At 68.7% G+C, this 18,148-nt stretch carries 12 protein-coding genes; all 12 read right to left on the bottom strand.

The annotated features are described in order from the left end of the window. The 12 genes from SriyCCGPB3_RS02790 to SriyCCGPB3_RS02735 all read right to left on the bottom strand — a co-directional run bounded on the left by SriyCCGPB3_RS02790 (window position 1) and on the right by SriyCCGPB3_RS02735 (window position 17,809). The gene (locus tag SriyCCGPB3_RS02790) at window positions 1-786 is read right to left on the bottom strand and encodes a hypothetical protein (protein ID WP_350259852.1); all 786 of its coding nucleotides are present in this window, start codon (window positions 784-786) and stop codon (window positions 1-3) included. Further along, on the bottom strand, window positions 776-1,489 hold the full coding sequence (gspM, locus tag SriyCCGPB3_RS02785; protein ID WP_153856267.1) for a type II secretion system protein GspM: 714 nt from the start codon (window positions 1,487-1,489) through the stop codon (window positions 776-778). Before gspM ends, SriyCCGPB3_RS02790 begins: the two co-directional genes overlap by 11 nt. Further along, window positions 1,464-2,609, bottom strand: a complete 1,146-nt coding sequence (locus SriyCCGPB3_RS02780) for a PilN domain-containing protein (protein ID WP_110711010.1) — start codon at window positions 2,607-2,609, stop codon at window positions 1,464-1,466. Before SriyCCGPB3_RS02780 ends, gspM begins: the two co-directional genes overlap by 26 nt. Next, on the bottom strand, window positions 2,606-3,469 hold the full coding sequence (locus SriyCCGPB3_RS02775; RefSeq protein WP_110711009.1) for a general secretion pathway protein GspK: 864 nt from the start codon (window positions 3,467-3,469) through the stop codon (window positions 2,606-2,608). Before SriyCCGPB3_RS02775 ends, SriyCCGPB3_RS02780 begins: the two co-directional genes overlap by 4 nt. Further along, entirely contained in the window at window positions 3,466-4,098 is a 633-nt protein-coding gene (locus tag SriyCCGPB3_RS02770) for a type II secretion system protein J (protein ID WP_153856266.1), read from the bottom strand. The genes SriyCCGPB3_RS02775 and SriyCCGPB3_RS02770 overlap by 4 nt, the downstream gene beginning before the upstream one ends. Beyond that, entirely contained in the window at window positions 4,095-4,520 is a 426-nt protein-coding gene (xpsI, locus tag SriyCCGPB3_RS02765; RefSeq protein WP_153856265.1) for a type II secretion system protein XpsI, read from the bottom strand. The genes SriyCCGPB3_RS02770 and xpsI overlap by 4 nt, the downstream gene beginning before the upstream one ends. Then, window positions 4,517-5,011: a type II secretion system protein XpsH gene (xpsH, locus tag SriyCCGPB3_RS02760; RefSeq protein ID WP_350259851.1), complete on the bottom strand. Its 495-nt coding sequence runs from the start codon at window positions 5,009-5,011 to the stop codon at window positions 4,517-4,519. Before xpsH ends, xpsI begins: the two co-directional genes overlap by 4 nt. 6 nt (window positions 5,012-5,017) lie before the next feature. Continuing rightward, on the bottom strand, window positions 5,018-5,461 hold the full coding sequence (gspG, locus tag SriyCCGPB3_RS02755) for a type II secretion system major pseudopilin GspG (RefSeq protein ID WP_004154150.1): 444 nt from the start codon (window positions 5,459-5,461) through the stop codon (window positions 5,018-5,020). A gap of 49 nt (window positions 5,462-5,510) precedes the next feature. Further along, window positions 5,511-6,731, bottom strand: coding sequence for a type II secretion system protein XpsF (gene xpsF / locus SriyCCGPB3_RS02750; protein ID WP_032130133.1), 1,221 nt, complete (start codon window positions 6,729-6,731; stop codon window positions 5,511-5,513). Window positions 6,732-6,755: 24 nt separating this feature from the next. Continuing rightward, on the bottom strand, window positions 6,756-8,480 hold the full coding sequence (gene gspE, locus SriyCCGPB3_RS02745) for a type II secretion system ATPase GspE (RefSeq protein WP_049424954.1): 1,725 nt from the start codon (window positions 8,478-8,480) through the stop codon (window positions 6,756-6,758). 136 nt (window positions 8,481-8,616) lie between these two features. Beyond that, a complete protein-coding gene (locus tag SriyCCGPB3_RS02740; protein ID WP_049398129.1) occupies window positions 8,617-10,470 on the bottom strand; it encodes a S8 family peptidase in 1,854 nt (617 codons plus the stop codon). Window positions 10,471-10,627: 157 nt separating this feature from the next. After that, the gene (locus SriyCCGPB3_RS02735) at window positions 10,628-17,809 is read right to left on the bottom strand and encodes an ESPR-type extended signal peptide-containing protein (protein WP_350259850.1); all 7,182 of its coding nucleotides are present in this window, start codon (window positions 17,807-17,809) and stop codon (window positions 10,628-10,630) included. Between the last annotated feature and the right edge of the window lie 339 nt (window positions 17,810-18,148).

The raw sequence follows: 18,148 nt of genomic DNA, 5'->3' as shown, positions 1-18,148 counted from the left end.
CTATCGGTTGGTGCCATCGCCCGGGGGCGGCGACGGTTGTTGCTGCTGTTGTTGCTGCAGCTGGCGACGACGGGCCTGGATGCGTTCGCGGATGGCCTGCATCTGCGCTTCGCTGGGGCCGTTGGTGTTGGCAGGTGGGGCAGCGGCGGGCGGAGGCACGGCGCCAGCCGGCTGCTGCTGCGGCTGCGGAGCTGCTGCGGACGTGAGCGGTGCTGGTGGAGCACCCGCCGGGGGCGGCACCACGATCGCGCCTGCGGGCGGCGCGCCGTTGGCACCACGCAGTACGGTCGGTGGTTCGCCGCCCTGGCCGTTGAACACGGCCAGTTCCAGCACCTGGCTGCCGCCGGGGCCGATCACCGTGGCCTGGCGTGGCGCCAGCCCCACCAGCTGCCAGCCATCCACGGCGTCGCCATTGAGGCGCAGACGCAGCGAACGGTTCTGTTCGGTGGTGAACGTGGCCATGCCGAAATCGCCAGTCAGCAGCACGCCGGTCAAGCGCAGCGCGGCGCTGGCGGCCGGTTCGCCGCCTCCCAGCAGATACGGTCGCGGCTTGCGGTCTTCGGCGAACAGCGGACGTTCGCCGATGGCGCTGTAACTGTCGGCGCTGGCCATGCGCTCGGCGGCCAGTGGCGGCAGGGCTGGCAGCGAGGGCGCCGTGTCGGCATCACCGTCGGTGCCGGGCAGCTGGCTGCCGAGGCCAAAGCCGGTGGCCAACCAGACCGCCGCCGCCCAGCCGGCCAGAGCCAGCAGGAAGCCGGTGCGCAGGCTGATCTGCTCACGTTTCATCCGCCACCTCCTGCCCCGCTTGCGGCGCAGCCGGTGCGGGTGTCGGTGCGGTCGATGGCGGTTGCGGTGCCGCGCCCGGCTCGGCTGCAGGTGCCGGGGCAGCGCCATCGGCAGCGGCACCCGGCAGCAGATAGCCCGCCAGTTCAAACGACACGTCCAGGCCGAGTCCGGATTCATTCGGCGACTGCTGGAAACGCTGCGCGATCAGGTTGAGGTTGTCGACGAACAAGCGTGGGCTGCCGGTTTCCAGGCTGTGCAGCACGGTGGCCAGTTCGGCCACGCCACAGCGCAGGCGCACCTGCATGGCGACGCGTACGAACTCGGCGTCGCGCCGGTTGTCGGTGAGCGGCGTGCGGTTGCTGATGGTGCAGCTGCGGTTGCCCGGGCTGGCCATCGCCACCGCATCCTGCAGCTTGGCGCCAAGCGCGGCGGCGGCGGCCTCGGCAGTGGCCTCGCGCAGGAAGCCTGGCCGTTGCTGCAAGGCTTCACGGGTGGCACGCAGGCGCTGTTCGATCTGCGGCTGCTGCTGCAGCTGTGCCTGCACACGCGACTCGCGCTCGCGCAGCGCCGCGACATCGGCATCGATCTCGCGCAACGGCTGGGTGAACCACGGGTGCACCAGCAGGAGGTAGGCCAGGCCCAGCACTGCCAGCAGCAGCGCCAGCGCCAGCCAGCGGTCACGGCGTGCGCTTGGCATCGGCATCGGCCGCCTCCCGGGTCGGGGCCGCTGCCGGCAACGGCTGCAGCTCAGCGGTCATGGTGAAGCGGTCGCGGCCACTGGCGGCGCCATCGGCCTGCAGCACACCGGTCAGGTTGACCTTGCGCCACTGCGGCGCGTCCTGCAGCAGCTGCACCAGCTGCGAGGCCTCGCGGCTGAGCCCGATCAACTGCAGGTTGTTGCTCTCGATGGCCAGCTTTTCCAGGTAGGTGCCCTCCGGCAGGCGCCGGGTCAGCTCGGTCCAGATCTCCACCGTCCCGGCGCGCTGGCTGCGCTGCTTTTCCAGGAACGCCGCACCATCGATCAGCGCCTGCAGCTGCGCACGTTCGCTGGCCACGCCGCGCGCACTGCGTGCACTGCGTTCCACCTGTGCACGCAGTTCATCGGCCGCCGCGCGGCGGTTGTCGAGCAGTTGCAGGCCGGCCAGCACCAGCATCACCACGGCGGCCACCGCCAGCAGCAGGTTCCAGCGCCGCATCGGATCGGTCCGCAACTGGCGCTGTGCGGGCGGCAGCAGGTTCACCTGCAGCGTGTTGCCCTGCGCATCGATCGCATCGACACCGGCCAGCGCATCGGCCCACTGGCCCACGTCATTGCGCCAGGCCTCCAGCTGGCGCAACGGCCAGGCCACCAGTTCGACCTGCAGCTGGCCTTCGCCGGCCACGCCGAGTTCACGCACGTCATAGCTGACCTGGCTGGATTCGAATGGCGTCTGCCGATCGATCTCGAAACCAACCACCGCGCGCAGGCGGTCGGCGGCCGCCGCGGGCAGCCGCAGCTGGCGACGCAGTACATCGCTGGCCGGCAGCAGCCACAGCCGCGGCAGGCTGCGCAGGCGCGCTTCCAGCACCCGGTCCAGTTCAGCCGGCGACAACGGCCACGGCAGGCGCGCCACTGGCTCGCGACGCTCGCCTGCCTCACGCCAGACCTGCAGCTGGTCGCCCTCGCGCTGCAGCAGCAGGCGCGCCTGTGCCCAGCCCAGCGCCCACTGCCAACGAGCCGGCACCCAGGCCAGCAGCGATTGCCGCCACCAGCGCAGGAAACGGCCGGCACCCGGGCCGATCCGGCCCTGCACCTGCCGCAGACTGTCCTGCCAAGCCGTCATCTTGCTGTCATTCCCTGCTCCCAGCGAAGCACTGTGTAGGACCGCCCGGGAACCCCGCCCGAGCCATTGCGTACCACTGCCTGCAACACCGACCGGCGTCCACTGCCGTCGGTGACACGGGACTCGATACTATAGGTGCCACTGCTGCTGGCAAGGGTTGACGCACCGGCAGCGGAATCGGCATCACGCTCCTGCTGGGCACGCTGGGCCAGCACCGTATCCGCGTCCAGGCCCAATGCGGTCAACACCACGGCGCTGGCGAACTGCGGATCGGGTCGCGCCTGTCGGCTGTACAGGGTCAGGTGCGGCAGCATCTTCTGGTACAGCGGCCCACGCATGCCGAGCACCCGCTGCAGCTCGCCGAGGGTCTCGAAACGCTTGTTGCGCGGGCCATACGGCAACCCGGCCGCCGCATAGTCAGGCGCTTCGGCACCGCCCCCAGGCTGCAGCAGGCTGTCCTCGTCACGCCAATCGACGATGGCACCGGCCAGCTGCCGCGCAGCCCCCTCGTCTTCGCCCAGCGCCTTGAGAAAGGCGGTCAGCAGGGTCACGTCGGCCAGGTTCAGGTTGATCTTGCCGTTCTCATCCAGCACCTTGATCTCGATGCTGGCGTCATCGAACTGCCAGCGGTAGGTACGGCCATCAGCGCGCCACGGCGCCCGCTGCGGATCGGCGGACAGGCGCGTCAGCGCGTACTCCAGACCCGCGCGCGCACGTTCCTGGCCGCGCGCATCGTCATCCAGTACCCGCTGCTGCAGGTGCTCGACACGGGCGCTCAACGCGAACGCACCGACCAGTGCGGTCATCAATGCGATCAGCCACAGCACCAGTACCAGTGCCGCGCCATGTTGCCGGTTCACCGTGCACCTCCGCTGCCACCGGCACGCGGCGCCACCACCAGCGTCGGCCAGGGCGCCCCCTTGGCCGGCACGATCTGGATCTCCACCAGCATCGGCAGGCGCCGGGTGTCGTCCCAGCGCGGCATCCAGTCGGTCACCTGGCCGGTGCTGGCATCGATGCCGCGATAACGCAGTTGCACCGACTTCAGGTTCTCCACCAGCACTTCTGGCGGGCGTGGCGGATTTTCCGCGATGCGCTCGCCTTCCTGCAACAGCACCAGGTCCAGCAACAGGCGCTGCTGGCCGCTGCGGCCATCAACCTGCAGTGCATGCAGGTACGATCCCCCCCGTCCGAGATATCCCGGCAGATCGGCGGCGAACAGCATGCGGCTTTCTTCACCCTGGAAGAAGATCGGCTCGCGGGTGGGATCGGGCGCTTCGAGTGGCGTACGCAGCGCGCCTGCCAGTTGCCGACGCAGCAAGGTCTCCACTGCGCGCATGCGTTCGCTCTCGGCAGCGATCTGCTCGCCGCGCTGGCTGACCGCCATCGCCGAGCGCACGCTGGCGAACGCCAGGGCCAGGCCACCGGCCAGCAGCACCGTGGCCAGCATCACTTCAACCAGAGTGAAACCCGCGGCTCGGTGCTTCATCGCGCGCTCTCCAGGTCCGGCGGCAACAGGCGCAGGCTGCGCCAGCGCAGCTGCTCGCGCTCACTGTCGCCCCAGCGTACCTGCAGCTGCAGCTCGGCCAACCAGGGGGCACCCGGTGATTGCGATTGTGCCTGCGCCAGGTTGTTCGCGCGTGGCTCCACCCACGGCTGCACCTGCAGCTGCCAGTGGTAGCGCCCTTGTTCCCAGTCCCCCTGCTGGCTGCCGACCTGCAGTGGCGAGGCAACACCGGCTTCGGCCAGCAGCGACTGCGCATGCAGCACCGCACGCGTGCGCAGCTCGGCGTCGCGCACCTGTTTCGCGCCACCGGAAAGACTCCCCAGCAGCAGGGTCAACGCCAACCCGAGCAGGGCGAAGGCGATGATCACTTCCAGCAGGGTGAAGCCGCGGGCGCGCCGCTTCATTGCGACCGCCAGGGGCCGGAGCGGACCTCACCGGTCAGCCAGCCCACGTCGATGCGCCATTCGGCATCGTCACGCTGCAGCCGGATGCGGCCACCGCTGGAGCCACCATCGGGGTGGAACTCGATCACGCCCTGGCCTGGCGCGGTGGCCAGCTGCGCGGCGCCTTCGAACTGCACCTGCAGCTGTGCCGGCACCTCGCCGTGGCGCTGGTTGGCGCCTTCCCAGCGCCGCGTTGCCGGTTCGATGACGAAACGCTGCGGCTCACCGCGGGCGATCGCCTGTGCGCGCACCATGCGCAGCTGGTTGGCGATGTCCTTGCCGGCGCTGCGCAGCTGCATGCCAGAGAAGCCGCGCGACAGCCCTGCGGCGGTGATCAGGCCGATCGCAGCGATCAGCGCGATCACCAGCAGCATTTCCAGCAGCGACAGGCCTGCCGCGCGCCTGCCGTGCAGGCGCGGGCCTGACAGCCGGCGCGGCAGGAAATGCGTCATACGGGTTTACGGCTGGTAACGGATGTCGGCGTCGACGCTGCTGCCGCCGGCCTTGCCATCCTTGCCCAGGCTGACCAGCTCGTACGGCTGGCCTTCGCCCGGCGCACGGTATTCCAGCGCGTGGCCCCACGGGTCGTTCAGATCAGCCGGCTTGGCATACGGGCCCAGCCAGCCGCCAACACCGGCCGGTGCGGTCACCAGGTCGTTCAGCGAACCCGGCAGCTTGCCGGTGTCGATCTGATAGTTGTCGATCTTGGAGGCGACGGTCTGCACCTGCGCCTTGGCGATGTTGGCCTTGCCGCGGTCGGCACCGCCCAGCACACGGCTGGCGACCAGGGTCAGCACCGCGCCGATCAGCACGATGACGATGATGATTTCCAGCAGGCTCATGCCCGACTGGTTGCGCGCGGCGGTGAAGGAAAGGCGGATCGGTCGACGGGAAGCAATCATGGTCGGTCCTTTCAGTTGCGGAGTGTCGGGGTTGCGTAGGGATCCATCGTCAACCGATGGCATTGGTCAGGTCGTACAGCGGCACCAGCACGGCCACGATCACCGCACCGACCACCGAGGCCAGCACCAGGGTGATCGCCGGCACCATCGCCGCCAGCAGGCGGTCGATGCGCCGGGCGCTGTCCTGTTCGAAGGTATCGGCGGCTTTCAGCAGCATGGTATCGAGTGCACCGGATTCCTCGCCGACCTGGATCATCTGCAGGGCCAGGCGCGGGAAACGCTTGCCGCGCGACAGCGCCAGCGACAGGCCGGTACCGTTCTTCACTTCATCCGCGGCGGCTTCCACATCGGCGGCCAGCGCGCGGTTGCCCAGCACGTTGCGGGCGATGCCCAAGGCACCCAGCAGCGGCACGCCATTGCGCAGCAGCGTGCCCAGCGTGCGGGCCAGCCGCGCGGTTTCCAGTTCGCCGAGCAGGCGGCCGATGCCGCGACGCTGCAGCAGCCAGCCATCCAGCGCCAGCCGGAAGGCTGGTTGCCGCGCCTTGCGTTCGAAGAACAGCGCAAGTATCCCTGGCACCACCAGCAGCAACACCCACCAGTCGCGCACGAACAGGCCCAGCTGCAGCACCGCGTTGGTGAACCACGGCAGCGCCACATCCAGGCTTTCGTACATCTGCGCGAACTGCGGCACCACGTAGCCGAGCAGGAACAGCAGCGCGCCGCCCACCACCACCAGCAGGATGGCCGGGTACACCAGCGCGTTGATCACCTTGCCCTGCAACGCGCGGCTGCGTTCGAGGTAGTCGGCCAGGCGCTGCAGGGTTTCGTGCAGGCTGCCGCCGGCTTCACCGGCCCGCACCATGTTCACGTACAGGCGCGAGAACAACCCATGCTGGCGCTCCAGTGCGGTCGACAGCGGCGCGCCACCGCGCACCACATCGCGGATGTCGGTGATCGCGCGGCGCGAGCGTTCGTCTTCGGGCAACCCGAGCAGGATCGACAGCGCGCGATCCAGCGGCTGGCCTGCACCGAGCAGTGTCGCCAGCTGCTGGGTGAACTGCAGCAATGCAGCGCCCTGCAGCGGCCGTTGGCGGAACAGGTTGCGCCAGGTACTGCCACCGATCGCACCGCCATCGGCCAGCTGGGTCTCCATCGGCAGATGGCCCTGGTCCTGCAGGCGCGCGACCAGCTCGGCCTCGCTGGCCGCTTCCATCTGCCCGTCGAAGATCTCGCCGTGCGGATTCAGTGCCTTGTAACGGTAGGTCGGCATGTCAGCCCCGGCGTCCTGCGCGCATCAGCTTTCCTCGGTCACGCGCAGCACTTCCTCGATGGTGGTCTGCCCGCTCAACGCCTTGGACAGGCCATCCTCGTACATGGTGCGCATGCCGGCTTCACGGGCGATGCGCTCGATCTCGCCCATGCCATCGCGGCGCATCACCGCACGCCGCAGCGCATCGTTCATCACCAGGAATTCCATGATGGTGGTGCGACCGAGGTAGCCGGTCGGCGCCAGCGCGGAAGGCTTCGGGCGATACAGGTGGATCGGTCCTTCCGGCTGCAGGCGGCGCAGCTCGAAGCGTTCGATCTCTTCCGGCGAGGCTTCATAGCGCTCGGCATGGGTCGGCTCCAGCCGGCGCACCAGGCGCTGGGCGAGGATGCCATTGATGGTGGACGTCAGCAGGTAGTCCTCCACGCCCATGTCGAGCAGGCGGGTGATGCCGCCGGCTGCGTTGTTGGTATGCAGGGTGGACAGCACCAGGTGGCCGGTCAGCGCCGACTGGATCGCGATGCGCGCGGTTTCCAGGTCGCGCATTTCGCCGATCATGATGATGTCCGGATCCTGGCGCACGATGCTGCGCAGGGCGTTGGCGAAGTCGAGGCCGATCTGCGGCTTGGCCTGGATCTGGTTGATGCCTTCGATCTGGTATTCCACCGGGTCTTCGACCGTGATGATCTTGACGTCGGCAGTGTTCAGCTGGCTCAGCGCGGTGTACAGCGTGGTGGTCTTGCCTGAACCGGTCGGGCCGGTCACCAGCAGGATGCCGTGCGGCTGTTCCAGCACCTTGCGGAACTGCGGCAGGAAGGCGTCAGTGAAACCGAGACGATGGAAATCGAACACCACCGTTTCACGGTCCAGCAATCGCATCACCACGCTTTCGCCGTGCGCGGTCGGCACCGTGCTCACGCGCAGGTCCAGCTCCTTGCCCTGCACGCGCAGCATGATGCGGCCGTCCTGCGGCAGGCGGCGCTCGGCGATGTTGAGCCGGGCCATGATCTTGATGCGGCTGATCACCGCAGCAGTGAGGTTGGCCGGCGGGCTTTCGCCTTCCACCAGCACGCCATCGACGCGGTAACGCACCTTCAACCGGCTTTCGAACGGTTCGACATGGATGTCCGAAGCGCGCAGCTCCACTGCACGCTGGATCACCAGGTTGACCAGGCGGATCACCGGTGCTTCCGAAGCAAGGTCGCGCAGGTGCTCGATGTCATCGACTGCACCGCCCTCGCCATCGGCGGTCTCGACGATCGCGCCCATCGCGCTGCGGCCCTGGCCGAACCAGCGTTCGACCAGGTCATCAATTTCTGCGCGCATGCCCAGCACCGGTGTCACCGGTACCCCCAGTGCCAGCTGCACGGCCTGCTGCGGATAAGGATCATGGGCGTCGGCCAGCCACAGCCGGACCCCCTGTTCATCCAGCGCGAGCGGGCAGACATGGAACTGCTTGAGGAAGCGCAGCGACAACGGCAAGCCTTCCGCCAGCCCTTGTGGCGGTGCTTCCGGCAGCTGTTTGCCTTCCAGCAGCGGCAGCCCCAGCACTTCGGCGCTGGCCTGGGCCTGGTCACGCTCGGAGACCAGCCCCAGCCGCACCAGCAGGCCCAGCAGGCTGCCGCCGGCCTCTGCGTGCAGCGGCCGCGCACGTGCCAGATCGCCTTCCTTCAGCCGGCCGCGCGCCAGCAGCGCATCCAGGATGCGGCCTTCAGCGTCGTCGGCAGCGGCGGTAGCAGCAAGCGCGTTCACATGACTCTCCTGTCAATCGGCTCGACTTTAACAGTTAAGCCATGATTTCCGCCGCCCCTGCGCCACCTTTCGTAAAAAGACGAAGCCCGTCACATGGGATGACGGGCTTCGGCCATTCAACTACGACAGTTCAAGCTTACTGCGTGGCGAGAATGCTCACGCCGTTGTAGGCCGCTTCACCCACCACCTTGATGTAGTAGGTGGCCGCCACCGGCTTGGTCACCCGCACCGTCTCGGAGGTGCCCGGACGGGTCGACTTGGCGTCGTTGTCGCTGGCACTGGGCTCACGGCCTTCAGCCACGTAGACCGAAACGTTGCCGGTGCCACCGTAGGTGATCACGCTGAACTGCTTGCCGGCAGCCGCTTCGAAGCTGTAGAGCTTGCTGCTGCCGGCCGCACCGGACAGGCCACCGACGGCGGCCTTGTTGGTCAGCGGCGTGGCCACCGGCCCGCAGTTCTCGGTGCACGGTTCTTCCAGTGCCTTGGCCAGCGCAGCCTTGGCATCGAGGATGCCGGTACCGATCGGGGTGGCCGCCGGGATGGCGACCGGGAACGGACGTGCGGTTTCCTTCAGCAGGGTACGCATCGCGGCCGGGGTCAGCGGATCCTTGCCCTTGGCGATCAGTGCGCTCTGCACCAGTGCAGCAACGGCGGCCACATGCGGCGAGGCCATCGAGGTACCGCCCATGCCCATGTAGCCCGGCGTGCCCGATTCCGGCGTGGTGGCCGCATTTGAGCCGGTCTGCCAGATGTAGCCACCCGGGTTGCCGTCGACACTGCCGCCGCCACCCGGACCGGACAGGTCCACGCGGGTGCCATAGTTTGAGTAGTAGGTGATGCCACCGGTGATGCGCGTGGCACCCACGGTCACCACGCCTTCGCAGCTGGCCGGACGGTACTTGGACGCGTTGTCGGTCTCATTGCCGGCCGCCACCACCACCGTGGTACCGCGCGAGATGGCGCCGTTGATGGCGTCCTGGTAGGTGCTGCCGCAGGCGCCGCTGCCGCCCAGGCTCATGTTGATGATCTCGGCCGGGTTGGTGTTGGCCGGGATGCCGGTCACCGTGCCACCCGATGCCCAGACCACCGCGTCGGCGATGTCGGACAGGTAGCCGCCGCACTTGCCCAGCACGCGCACCGGCAGCACCTTGGCCTTGTAGGCGACACCGGCCATGCCGACGCCGTTGTTGGTCTGCTCGGCCACGGTGCCAGCGACGTGGGTGCCGTGCCAGGAACTGTCCTCTGCCAGCGAGCCGTCATAGCACTCGTTGTCGTTCTCGACCCAGTCACCGTAGTCCTGCGCACCCGGCACACGATCGTTGGTCGGGCGCCGCGAGGTCTCCGCATCGCTGATGAAGTCGTAACCCTCCAGCAGGTTGCCGACCAGGTCCGGATGCTGCGGCAGGATGCCGGTATCGATCACCGCCACCACGATGCCCTCACCCTGCGAGACATCCCATGCCGCCGGTGCGTTGATGCCGCCGACCGCATTGTGCAGGTGCCACTGGTTCTGCTGGTAGAAGGGATCGTTCGGCACCAGCGCCGGCTGTACGTCGCCGGCACGCAGTTCGGTGCGGCGCAGCTTCACGTCGGCTTCGGCGTACTGCACCGACGGGTCGGCCTGCAGTTCCTTCAGCACACGCTGCAGTTCGGCTGGGGCCAGGCGGCCCTGCACGCGGATCAGGTCCGCACCGGTAGCGAGCTTGCGTACCACTTGCGGGCCGAGGGTACTGGCACGTGAGGTACCGCCGGACAGGCTGGCCCGGGTCAGCGCCGACTGCACGGTGGACAGCTTCGCCGAGCGGTCGGTGGCGGCGGCAGCGCCGGCCCGGTACTTGACGATGATGCGCTCGGCGCCCGGCTGGGCGGTGCTGGCCTGGCGCACCGGTTCGCGGGTCGGCAGGCCGGCGGCGTGGACGGCACCGACGGCCGTCATCGACAGCACGGCGGCGGCAAGCACATTGATGCGAAGGTTCTGCTTCTTGATCACGTCGAATTCCTCTTCTGGGTCATGGATCGAACCAACACTGCGGCCATCATTCCTTGACGACTCCCGGCCGGCCCAGCCGGGATTGCCGTGACCTCCCCCCAGGCCCTCATTGCAGGTGCAGCGCCGGCGTGGGTGGCCGCCGGCGCAATGAAGTGACTTACCAGCCGAAGCCGGCACCGACGCCGACCGAGCTGTCGTCGCTGCTGAAGGCGCCGCCAAAAGTGACCGTGGCGCGATCGCTGATCGCACGCTGGTAACCCAGCGACAACGCTGACTCGCCGCCCTGGAAACCAATGCCGACGCCGACCCGGTTCTGGGTGCGGATACCCGCTGCACTGGTCGCCATGTTGAGCATCGCCGCGCTCATCGCACCCTGGCGGTCGATGCGGCGATCCATGTGGCGCAGGCGTCCGTCGATCTCGCCCTTGAACACATCGAAGCTGTCGGCGACGGCCTGGACGCGGCTGTCGGTGTAGCTGTTGGCCGTGGCCATGCCACGGTCGAGCTGGCCCTTGTTGACCGCATCGGTGGCCGTGGTACCGGCCGCCACGTTGGTGACCTGGCGTTCGTTGCCTTCGCTGCCCACCGAGACCGTGTTGGCACGATCGGCGACCGAGCCCTGGCCCAGCGCCACGGCGTTCGCAGCGGTGGCATTGGCACCCTGGCCGATGGCAGTGGACGAGGCGCCGCTGGCGACAGCGCCCTCGCCCATGGCGACGGCATTGAAGCCGTTTGCCGGCGTGCCCACCGGAATGCCGGCACCCGCTGCGGCGGCGGTCGGCGTGCCCTGCACGCGCGCGGTGCTGGCCGGTGCCGCGTCGGCCGTTGCCGGAGCATCGGCCACGCTGGCCAGCGGGCTTTCATCCAGCGCGGCACTCATTGCGCGCAGGCTGGAAGCACCTGCACGCGTGCCACCCGCAGTACGGCGGTCAATCTCGCTGACCTTGCGGTCCAGCGCGCCCAGCGCATCGCCGACGTTGCTGTAGGTGGCCCCCTGGATCACGTAGTTCGGTGCCACGAATACACCCTGCATGCCGACGCTGGCACCGCCGCCGAGGAAGCTGGCGGCATCGCTGAGCGACTGGAACAGCTGCCCACCATTGATCGCCTGGCGGCTGCCAGCCGCAATGCTGCCGGCACCGACGTTGTCGATGGTGGTGCCCTGGAAGCCGGACAGGGTCAGGCGATCACGGCTGGCGTCGTCATAGCCGACCGCACTGGCCGCCGTGGTTTCAACGGTGGCGATACGCGAATCAAAATCGCCCACGCGGGTTTCCACCGCGCCCACCCGCTGGTTGGTGACGTTGAGCTGCGAACCGGTGATGGCGTCGCTGCTGCCGGCGGCGATGCGGCCATCGGCCACATTGACGATGCGGCGCGTGGCCGGACCTTCGGTGCCGTTGCCACCGCCGACCGACACCACGTTGGCATCGAGCGCACGCGAACCTGCGCCCAGTGCCACCGAGTTGGCACCGGATGCGCCGGCGCTGGTACCCAGCGCAAGTGCACCATTGCCGATCGCCATCGCATTGGCACCCAGTGCATTGCTGCGTGCACCACTGGCACTGGCCGCCGAACCGATCGCGGCGGCATCACTGCCGCTGGCGCTGGCGATACCTGCGCCGGTGGCCTTGACGTAACGCGCCGTGCCATCGGCGGTTGCGGCGACCGCATCAAGCTGGCCACGATTGACCGCATCGGTGCGCTCGGTACCGGCAGCGACGCGGGTGATCTGACGATCACTGGTGCTGCTGCCCACCGACACGGTGTTGGCACGATCGGCCACCGAGCCTGCGCCCAGTGCGATGCTGCCGGCCGCCGACGCGTTGGCACTGACACCCACCGCGGTGGCATTGGCGCCGGTGGCCTTGCTGCCATAGCCGACCGCAGTACCGAGGCGGCCACTGGCTTCGGCATAGCTGCCCAGAGCCGAAGCGCCATCGGCCGAAGCATTGGCGCGGAAACCACTGGCCTGCGACTGGGTGCCGCTGGCCGTGGCCTGCGCGCCGCTGGCGGTGCTGTAGGCGCCCTTGGCCTGGGCACCGGCACCGGTAGCGCTGGCGCCGAGTTCGCTGGCGCTGGCACCGCTGCCCACGGCCACGCTGTCGACACCAGCAGCCTGCGCCGCGTTGCCCAGTGCGGCCGCATTGTTGCCGGTGGCGAGCGCATCGAAGCCCACGGCCGTGGCATTGGCGGCCATGGCGTTGGCACCGCTGCCCAGCGCAGTGGCGCCGTTGCCGAGCGCATTGGCCGCGTTGCCGGCGGCCAGTGCGTTGTCACCGTCCACCAGAGCACCGGCCTCGCCATCGGCATTGCCGCTGGCCTGGAACTGCCGGCTGGTCTTGTCGGCAACGCTGGCGACTGCATCCAGCTGGCCCTTGTTCACCGCATCGGTGGCTTCGGTACCGGCTGCGACATGGGTGACCTGGCGCTCACCGCCCGCCTTGCCGACAGCCACCGTGTTGTCACGGTCGGCCTTGGAGCCGGCGCCGAGCGCGACGCTGTTGCTACCGTTGGCGGTGGCATTGGCACCCAGTGCGGTGGCACTGCTGCCCGCCGCCCACGAATTCCAGCCGATCGCCGTGGCGTAGTCTTCGGTGGCCCACGCGCCCGCACCGAATGCCGCAGCACCGGTGCCACTGGCACGCGACGGGATCAGGCCGAAGAAGGTGCTGCCACCGATGGCGACGCTCTCCTCGCCACTGGCTTCGCTGGACTGGCCGACCGCCACCGCGCCGGTACCGGCCGCAGCGGCACCGAAGCCTACTGCAGTGGTGTTGGCACCGCTGGCGGCCGAGCCATAGCCGAGTGCGGTGCCGAGGCGACCGCTGGCTTCGGCGTAGCCGCCGACAGCGGTAGTGCCATCGGCAGACGCGGCGCTGCGGAAGCCGCTGGCCAGTGCCTGGGTGCCGCTGGCATTGGCTTCTGTACCTGTGGCCGTGCTGTAGGCGCCGCTGGCCTGCGCACGCGCACCCACCGCGCTTGCACCGACCTCGCTGGCGCTGGCACCGCTGCCCAGGGACAGGCTGTCCTCCCCGGTGGCCTGTGCGTTGCTGCCCAGGGCAGCCGCGTTGTTGCCGGTGGCCAATGCATCGATGCCCACGGCGGTGGCGTTGGCGGCCAGCGCATTGGCACCGCTGCCGAGTGCGGTGGCACCGTTGCCGATCGCATTGGCCGCGTCACCGGCCGCCAGCGCGTTGTCGCCCTCCACCAGCGCCCCGGTTTCGCCATCGGCATTGCCGCTGGCCTGGAACTGCCGGCGGGTCTTTTCCGCTGCCGCGGCTACGGCATCGAGCTGATTCTTGTTGACCGCATCATTGCCCTGGGTGCCATCGGCCACGTTGGTGATCTGGCGGGTGTTGCCACCGCCGCCCACCGACACGGTGTTGTCGCGATCCGCGATCGAATCGGCACCCAGCGCCACGCTGTTGGCCCCGCGCGATTCGGCGGCGTTGCCCAACGCGGTGCTGTTGATGCCCCCCGACCAGGCGCCACCACCCACCGCGGTGGAGTAGTTGCCCGACGCTTCGGTAGCCAGCACGCCGAACAGCGAACCGCCGACGGCGACACTGTTGGTGCCAGTGGCCAGGCTGCCTTGGCCCGTTGCCGTGCTGTAGGCGCCGGACGCTTCCGAGTCGCCACCCACTGCCACGCTGTTGGAACCGGAGGCATTGGCGAAGTTGCCGAACGCGGTGGCATTGAACGCCGAGGCCTGCGCGTAGCCACCGATGGCAGTGCTGTAACCGCCGCTGGCTTCGGCACCGATGCCAAAGGCCGCAGACGCCGTACCACTGGCCACGCTTTCGCTACCCACAGCGGTGGCGGCGTCGCCACTGGCATTGCTGAAGTAGCCCACGGCCACGGCTTCTTCGCCGGACGCTTCAGACAGCACGCCATTGGCAGTGCTACCGGCGCCGCTGGCAATGCTGGCGGCACCGAACGCCGCACTCTGCTCGCCGCTGGCCTCGCTTTCCGCACCCTGCGCGGTGGCGTACTCGCCCGTGGCCTGTGCGTTGGCACCGACAGCGCTGGCGTTGGCTGCGGTCGCCAACGCATTGAAGCCCAGCGCCTGTGCGTTGCCGGCCAACGCGTTGGCACCGCTGCCCAGTGCGGTGGCGCCATTGCCGATGGCGTTGGCGGCATCACCGGCGGCCAGCGCGTTATCACCGTCCACCAGTGCACCGGCCACATCACCGCCGTTGCCGCTGGCCTGGAAGAAGCGGCTGGTGGTGGCTGCTGCGCCTGCCACGGCATCCAGCTGCGCCTTGTTCACCGCATCGGTAGCCTGGGTACCGGCAGCGACATTGGTCACCTGGCGTTCGTTGCCAGTGCTGCCCACCGATACCGTGCGTGCACGGTTGGCAACCGAGCCGGCGCCCAGCGCAACCGCATTGCTGGCGCTGGCATTGCTGCCGGCACCGAGCGCGATCGCGCTCTCGCCACCGGCCACCGTGTTGGTGCCGATGGCGATGCTGTTGATGCTGTTGCCCAGCGCCTGGAAGCCCAGCGCCACGCTGTTGTCGCCATAGCCGAAGGCACCACGGCCGACCGCTGTGGAGCTGGCCCCGTTGGCCCAGCTGTTGTAACCGATGGATGTTGCGCCGCTGCCACTGGCCCAGGCCGCGTTGCCGAATGCCGAGGCATTGGTGGCAGTGGCCCATGCGCCGGAACCGAACGCACTCGCGCCGCTGGCGGTGGCCCAGCTGTAGCCGCCGACGGCGGTGCTGTCGTCACTGCTGGCGAAGGCACTGTCGCCGACCGCGACCGCGTAGCTGCCGGTGGCGCGCGACTTGCCGCCTGCGGCGAAGCTGTTGTCTCCGCTGGCCTTGGCGGCATTGCCGAACGCACTGCTGGCAGCCCCGGTGGCCTGCGCACCGCTGCCGACGGCGGTGGCATCGGCCACGGCGGTGGTGCCGACCTGCTGCGCCGTGCCGTCGGCGCCGATGATGGGTTGGTTGAATTCGTCATAAGCCTGGCCGAGACCACCGATGGCGACACCGCCATTGCCGGTGGCCGTGCTGTTGCGGCCCACGGCCACGCTGTCATCGCCGATGGCCGACGCGGCAGCACCATGCGCGATGGCGCCGGCGCCGATCGCATTGCTCGACGAACCCACAGCGATGGAGCCTTCGCCATCAGCCAGTGCGCCAGCATCACTGCCCGCCTCCGGCTGTGCCTGGAAGAAACGCGCGGTGGTGTCGGCAGTGCTGGCCACGGCGTCGAGCTGGGCCTTGTTCACCGCATCGGTGGCTTCGCTGCCCGCAGCGACACTGGTGATCTGCCGTTCGTTGCCGGCACTGCCCACCGCCACGCTGTTGGCACGCACCGCTTCGGAGTTGGCCCCGAGCGCAACACTGTTGGCGCCGCGCGCAGTGGCGTAGTAGCCCACGGCAGTGCTCTGCGCACCGCTGGCCCAGGTCTGCGCGCCCAGGGCACTGGCGTTCTCGCCCGGTGCATAGGCGAAGTAGCCGACCGCGGTCGCTTCGGCGCCGGAGGCTTCGCTGAGGCTGCCGTTGGCCACGGCACGGTCGCCACTGGCGATGGCACCGGCACCGACGGCGGTGGCGGCTTCGCCACTGGCCTGGGTCTGCACGAAGAAGCCCAGGCCGGGGATCAGGTCAGCCGGGCCACCGATGGCAACGCTGCTGGTACCCGTCGCGTTGCTCTGCGTACCCAGCGCGGTGGAGTAGTCACCGATGGCATTGGCCACCGCACCGAACGCGGACGCCTGTGCGCCGGCGGCATAGGCGCCGACGCCGTAGGACGACGCCGCAAAACCACTGGCTTCGGCACTGGCGCCGACCGCAGTGCCGCCGACGCCTGCGCTGGTGGCGCCGGTTTCCACCGGCACGCCACCACTGGTGATCAGCGGGTTGCCATCGGCGTCCACCGCAGCGCCACCCACGGCAACGCTGCCCGGGCCATTGGCCTGCGCGTTGTTGCCGAACGCGGCACTGTTCTGGCCCGAGGCCAGTGCGTTGTTGCCAACGGCAGTGGCGTTCTGCGCGACGGCGGTGGCGCCAGCACCGACTGCCGTGGTGCCGTTGCCGATGGCATTGGCGGCCTCGCCGGCCGCCAGCGCCTCGTCGCCCTCGGCCAGTGCACCGGCATCGCTGTTGCCGCTGCCGTTGGCCTGGAAGCGCTTGGCGGTGGCATCGGCCACGGCGGCGACGCCCTTCAGCTGACCGACATTGACTGCATCGTTGTCTTCAGTGCCTGCGGCCACGCTGGTGATCTGCCGGGTCAGGCCGTATCCGGCGGCGCCGACGGACACGGTATCGACGCGGTCGGCCAGCGAGCCCGCGCCGAGCGCCACGCTGCCGGTGGCAACCGCGGCGGAGTTGGAACCCAGCGCGGTGCTGTATTCACCGACAGCAGTGCTGAACGCACCAACTGCGATCGATGCTTCGTTGGCGGCGGTGGCGCCACGACCGAGCGCGGTGCTGCCCGGGCCCATCGCCACGGCACCGCCGCCAACAGCGGTGGCGCCATCGGCGGTGGCTTCGGACAAGGCACCCAGCGCGGTGGCCGCGCCGTTTTCGCTGGCGGCGGTAGCGCTTGCACCGACGGCGGTGTCGCCGAGACCGAAGGCCGCAGCGCTCTGCCCGACCACCACGCTGGCATCACCGATCGCCAAAGCACCCTGGCCGAACGCGCTGGCGCCGATGCCAGCGGCAATGGCCTGGGTACCGATGGCGGTGGTGGCGTTGGCCAGTGACTGCGCACCCGCACCGGCCGCAACTGCGCCCTGCCCGTCGATCTTCGCCGCGTCGCTGTCATCGCCTGCGCCATCGGCCTTGAAATAGCGGTTGCCATCTGCGGCAACGTCGGCCAGCGCAGCCTGGGTGGCGCGCGCCTGCGCGTCCAGCTGCGCCTTGTTCACCGCATCGGTCGCCTGGGTGCCCGCCGCAACGTTGGCGATCTGCCGTTCCTTGCCGGCATCGCCGACGGACACGGTGTTGGCCCGCGTGGCCTTGGAGCCAGCGCCCAGCGCAACGCTGTTGGCGGCACTGGCATTGCTGTTGCTGCCGATCGCCACCGCGTTGCTGCCCTTGGCCGTGGCCGAGCCTTCGATCAGGCACTTTTCGAGCAGCTTGCCGCTGAATGCAACGCAGGTGGCGCTGCCGCCGATCTGCACCGACTGTGCTGCGGCGCTGCCGCTCATGCCCAACCCCATTACCAGGCCCAGTGCCACTGCCAGCAGTGCGGGCGTGCCCTGTGTCGCATCGCGGCGCTGGTCGACGACCCCGCCACTGCTGCTGTCGGAGGAGGCCAGTTCCGAGGCCACCACCAACTGACCCAATGCTTTGTTCCAGACCTTGCGATAAATCCGATTCATCGGTACGGCTCCTGATTGGACTGGTTTTGGGCAAAGCAACGCCACCGCTGGGCTTTCCGGCCCAACGTCCCCTGGGGGCGTTTATTCGCGTGATTTACTGCGGGGTATTGCCGAACGGCGCGCAGCGACAGAAAACCGAGCGCGTGCGCCAACCGGTTACTGCGAAATGAATGATTCTGAAACGGGGTTCAAGTGTTAACGGCAACTTTCCAAATCGTCAAGACTTTGACGCGGCAAATCCTATTGCCGTGAAGCAGTTCACTATTTCACCTGTTTATAAAAGGATTTTGTTAGGTATGCGTGACGACCTCCTGTCGCCTGAAAATCCATGTAACTAGC

Source organism: Stenotrophomonas riyadhensis (assembly GCF_040256885.1).
Lineage (GTDB): Bacteria > Pseudomonadota > Gammaproteobacteria > Xanthomonadales > Xanthomonadaceae > Stenotrophomonas > Stenotrophomonas riyadhensis.
Note: the sequence above shows the minus strand (reverse complement) of the source record. Positions and strands in the feature narration are given on the sequence as shown.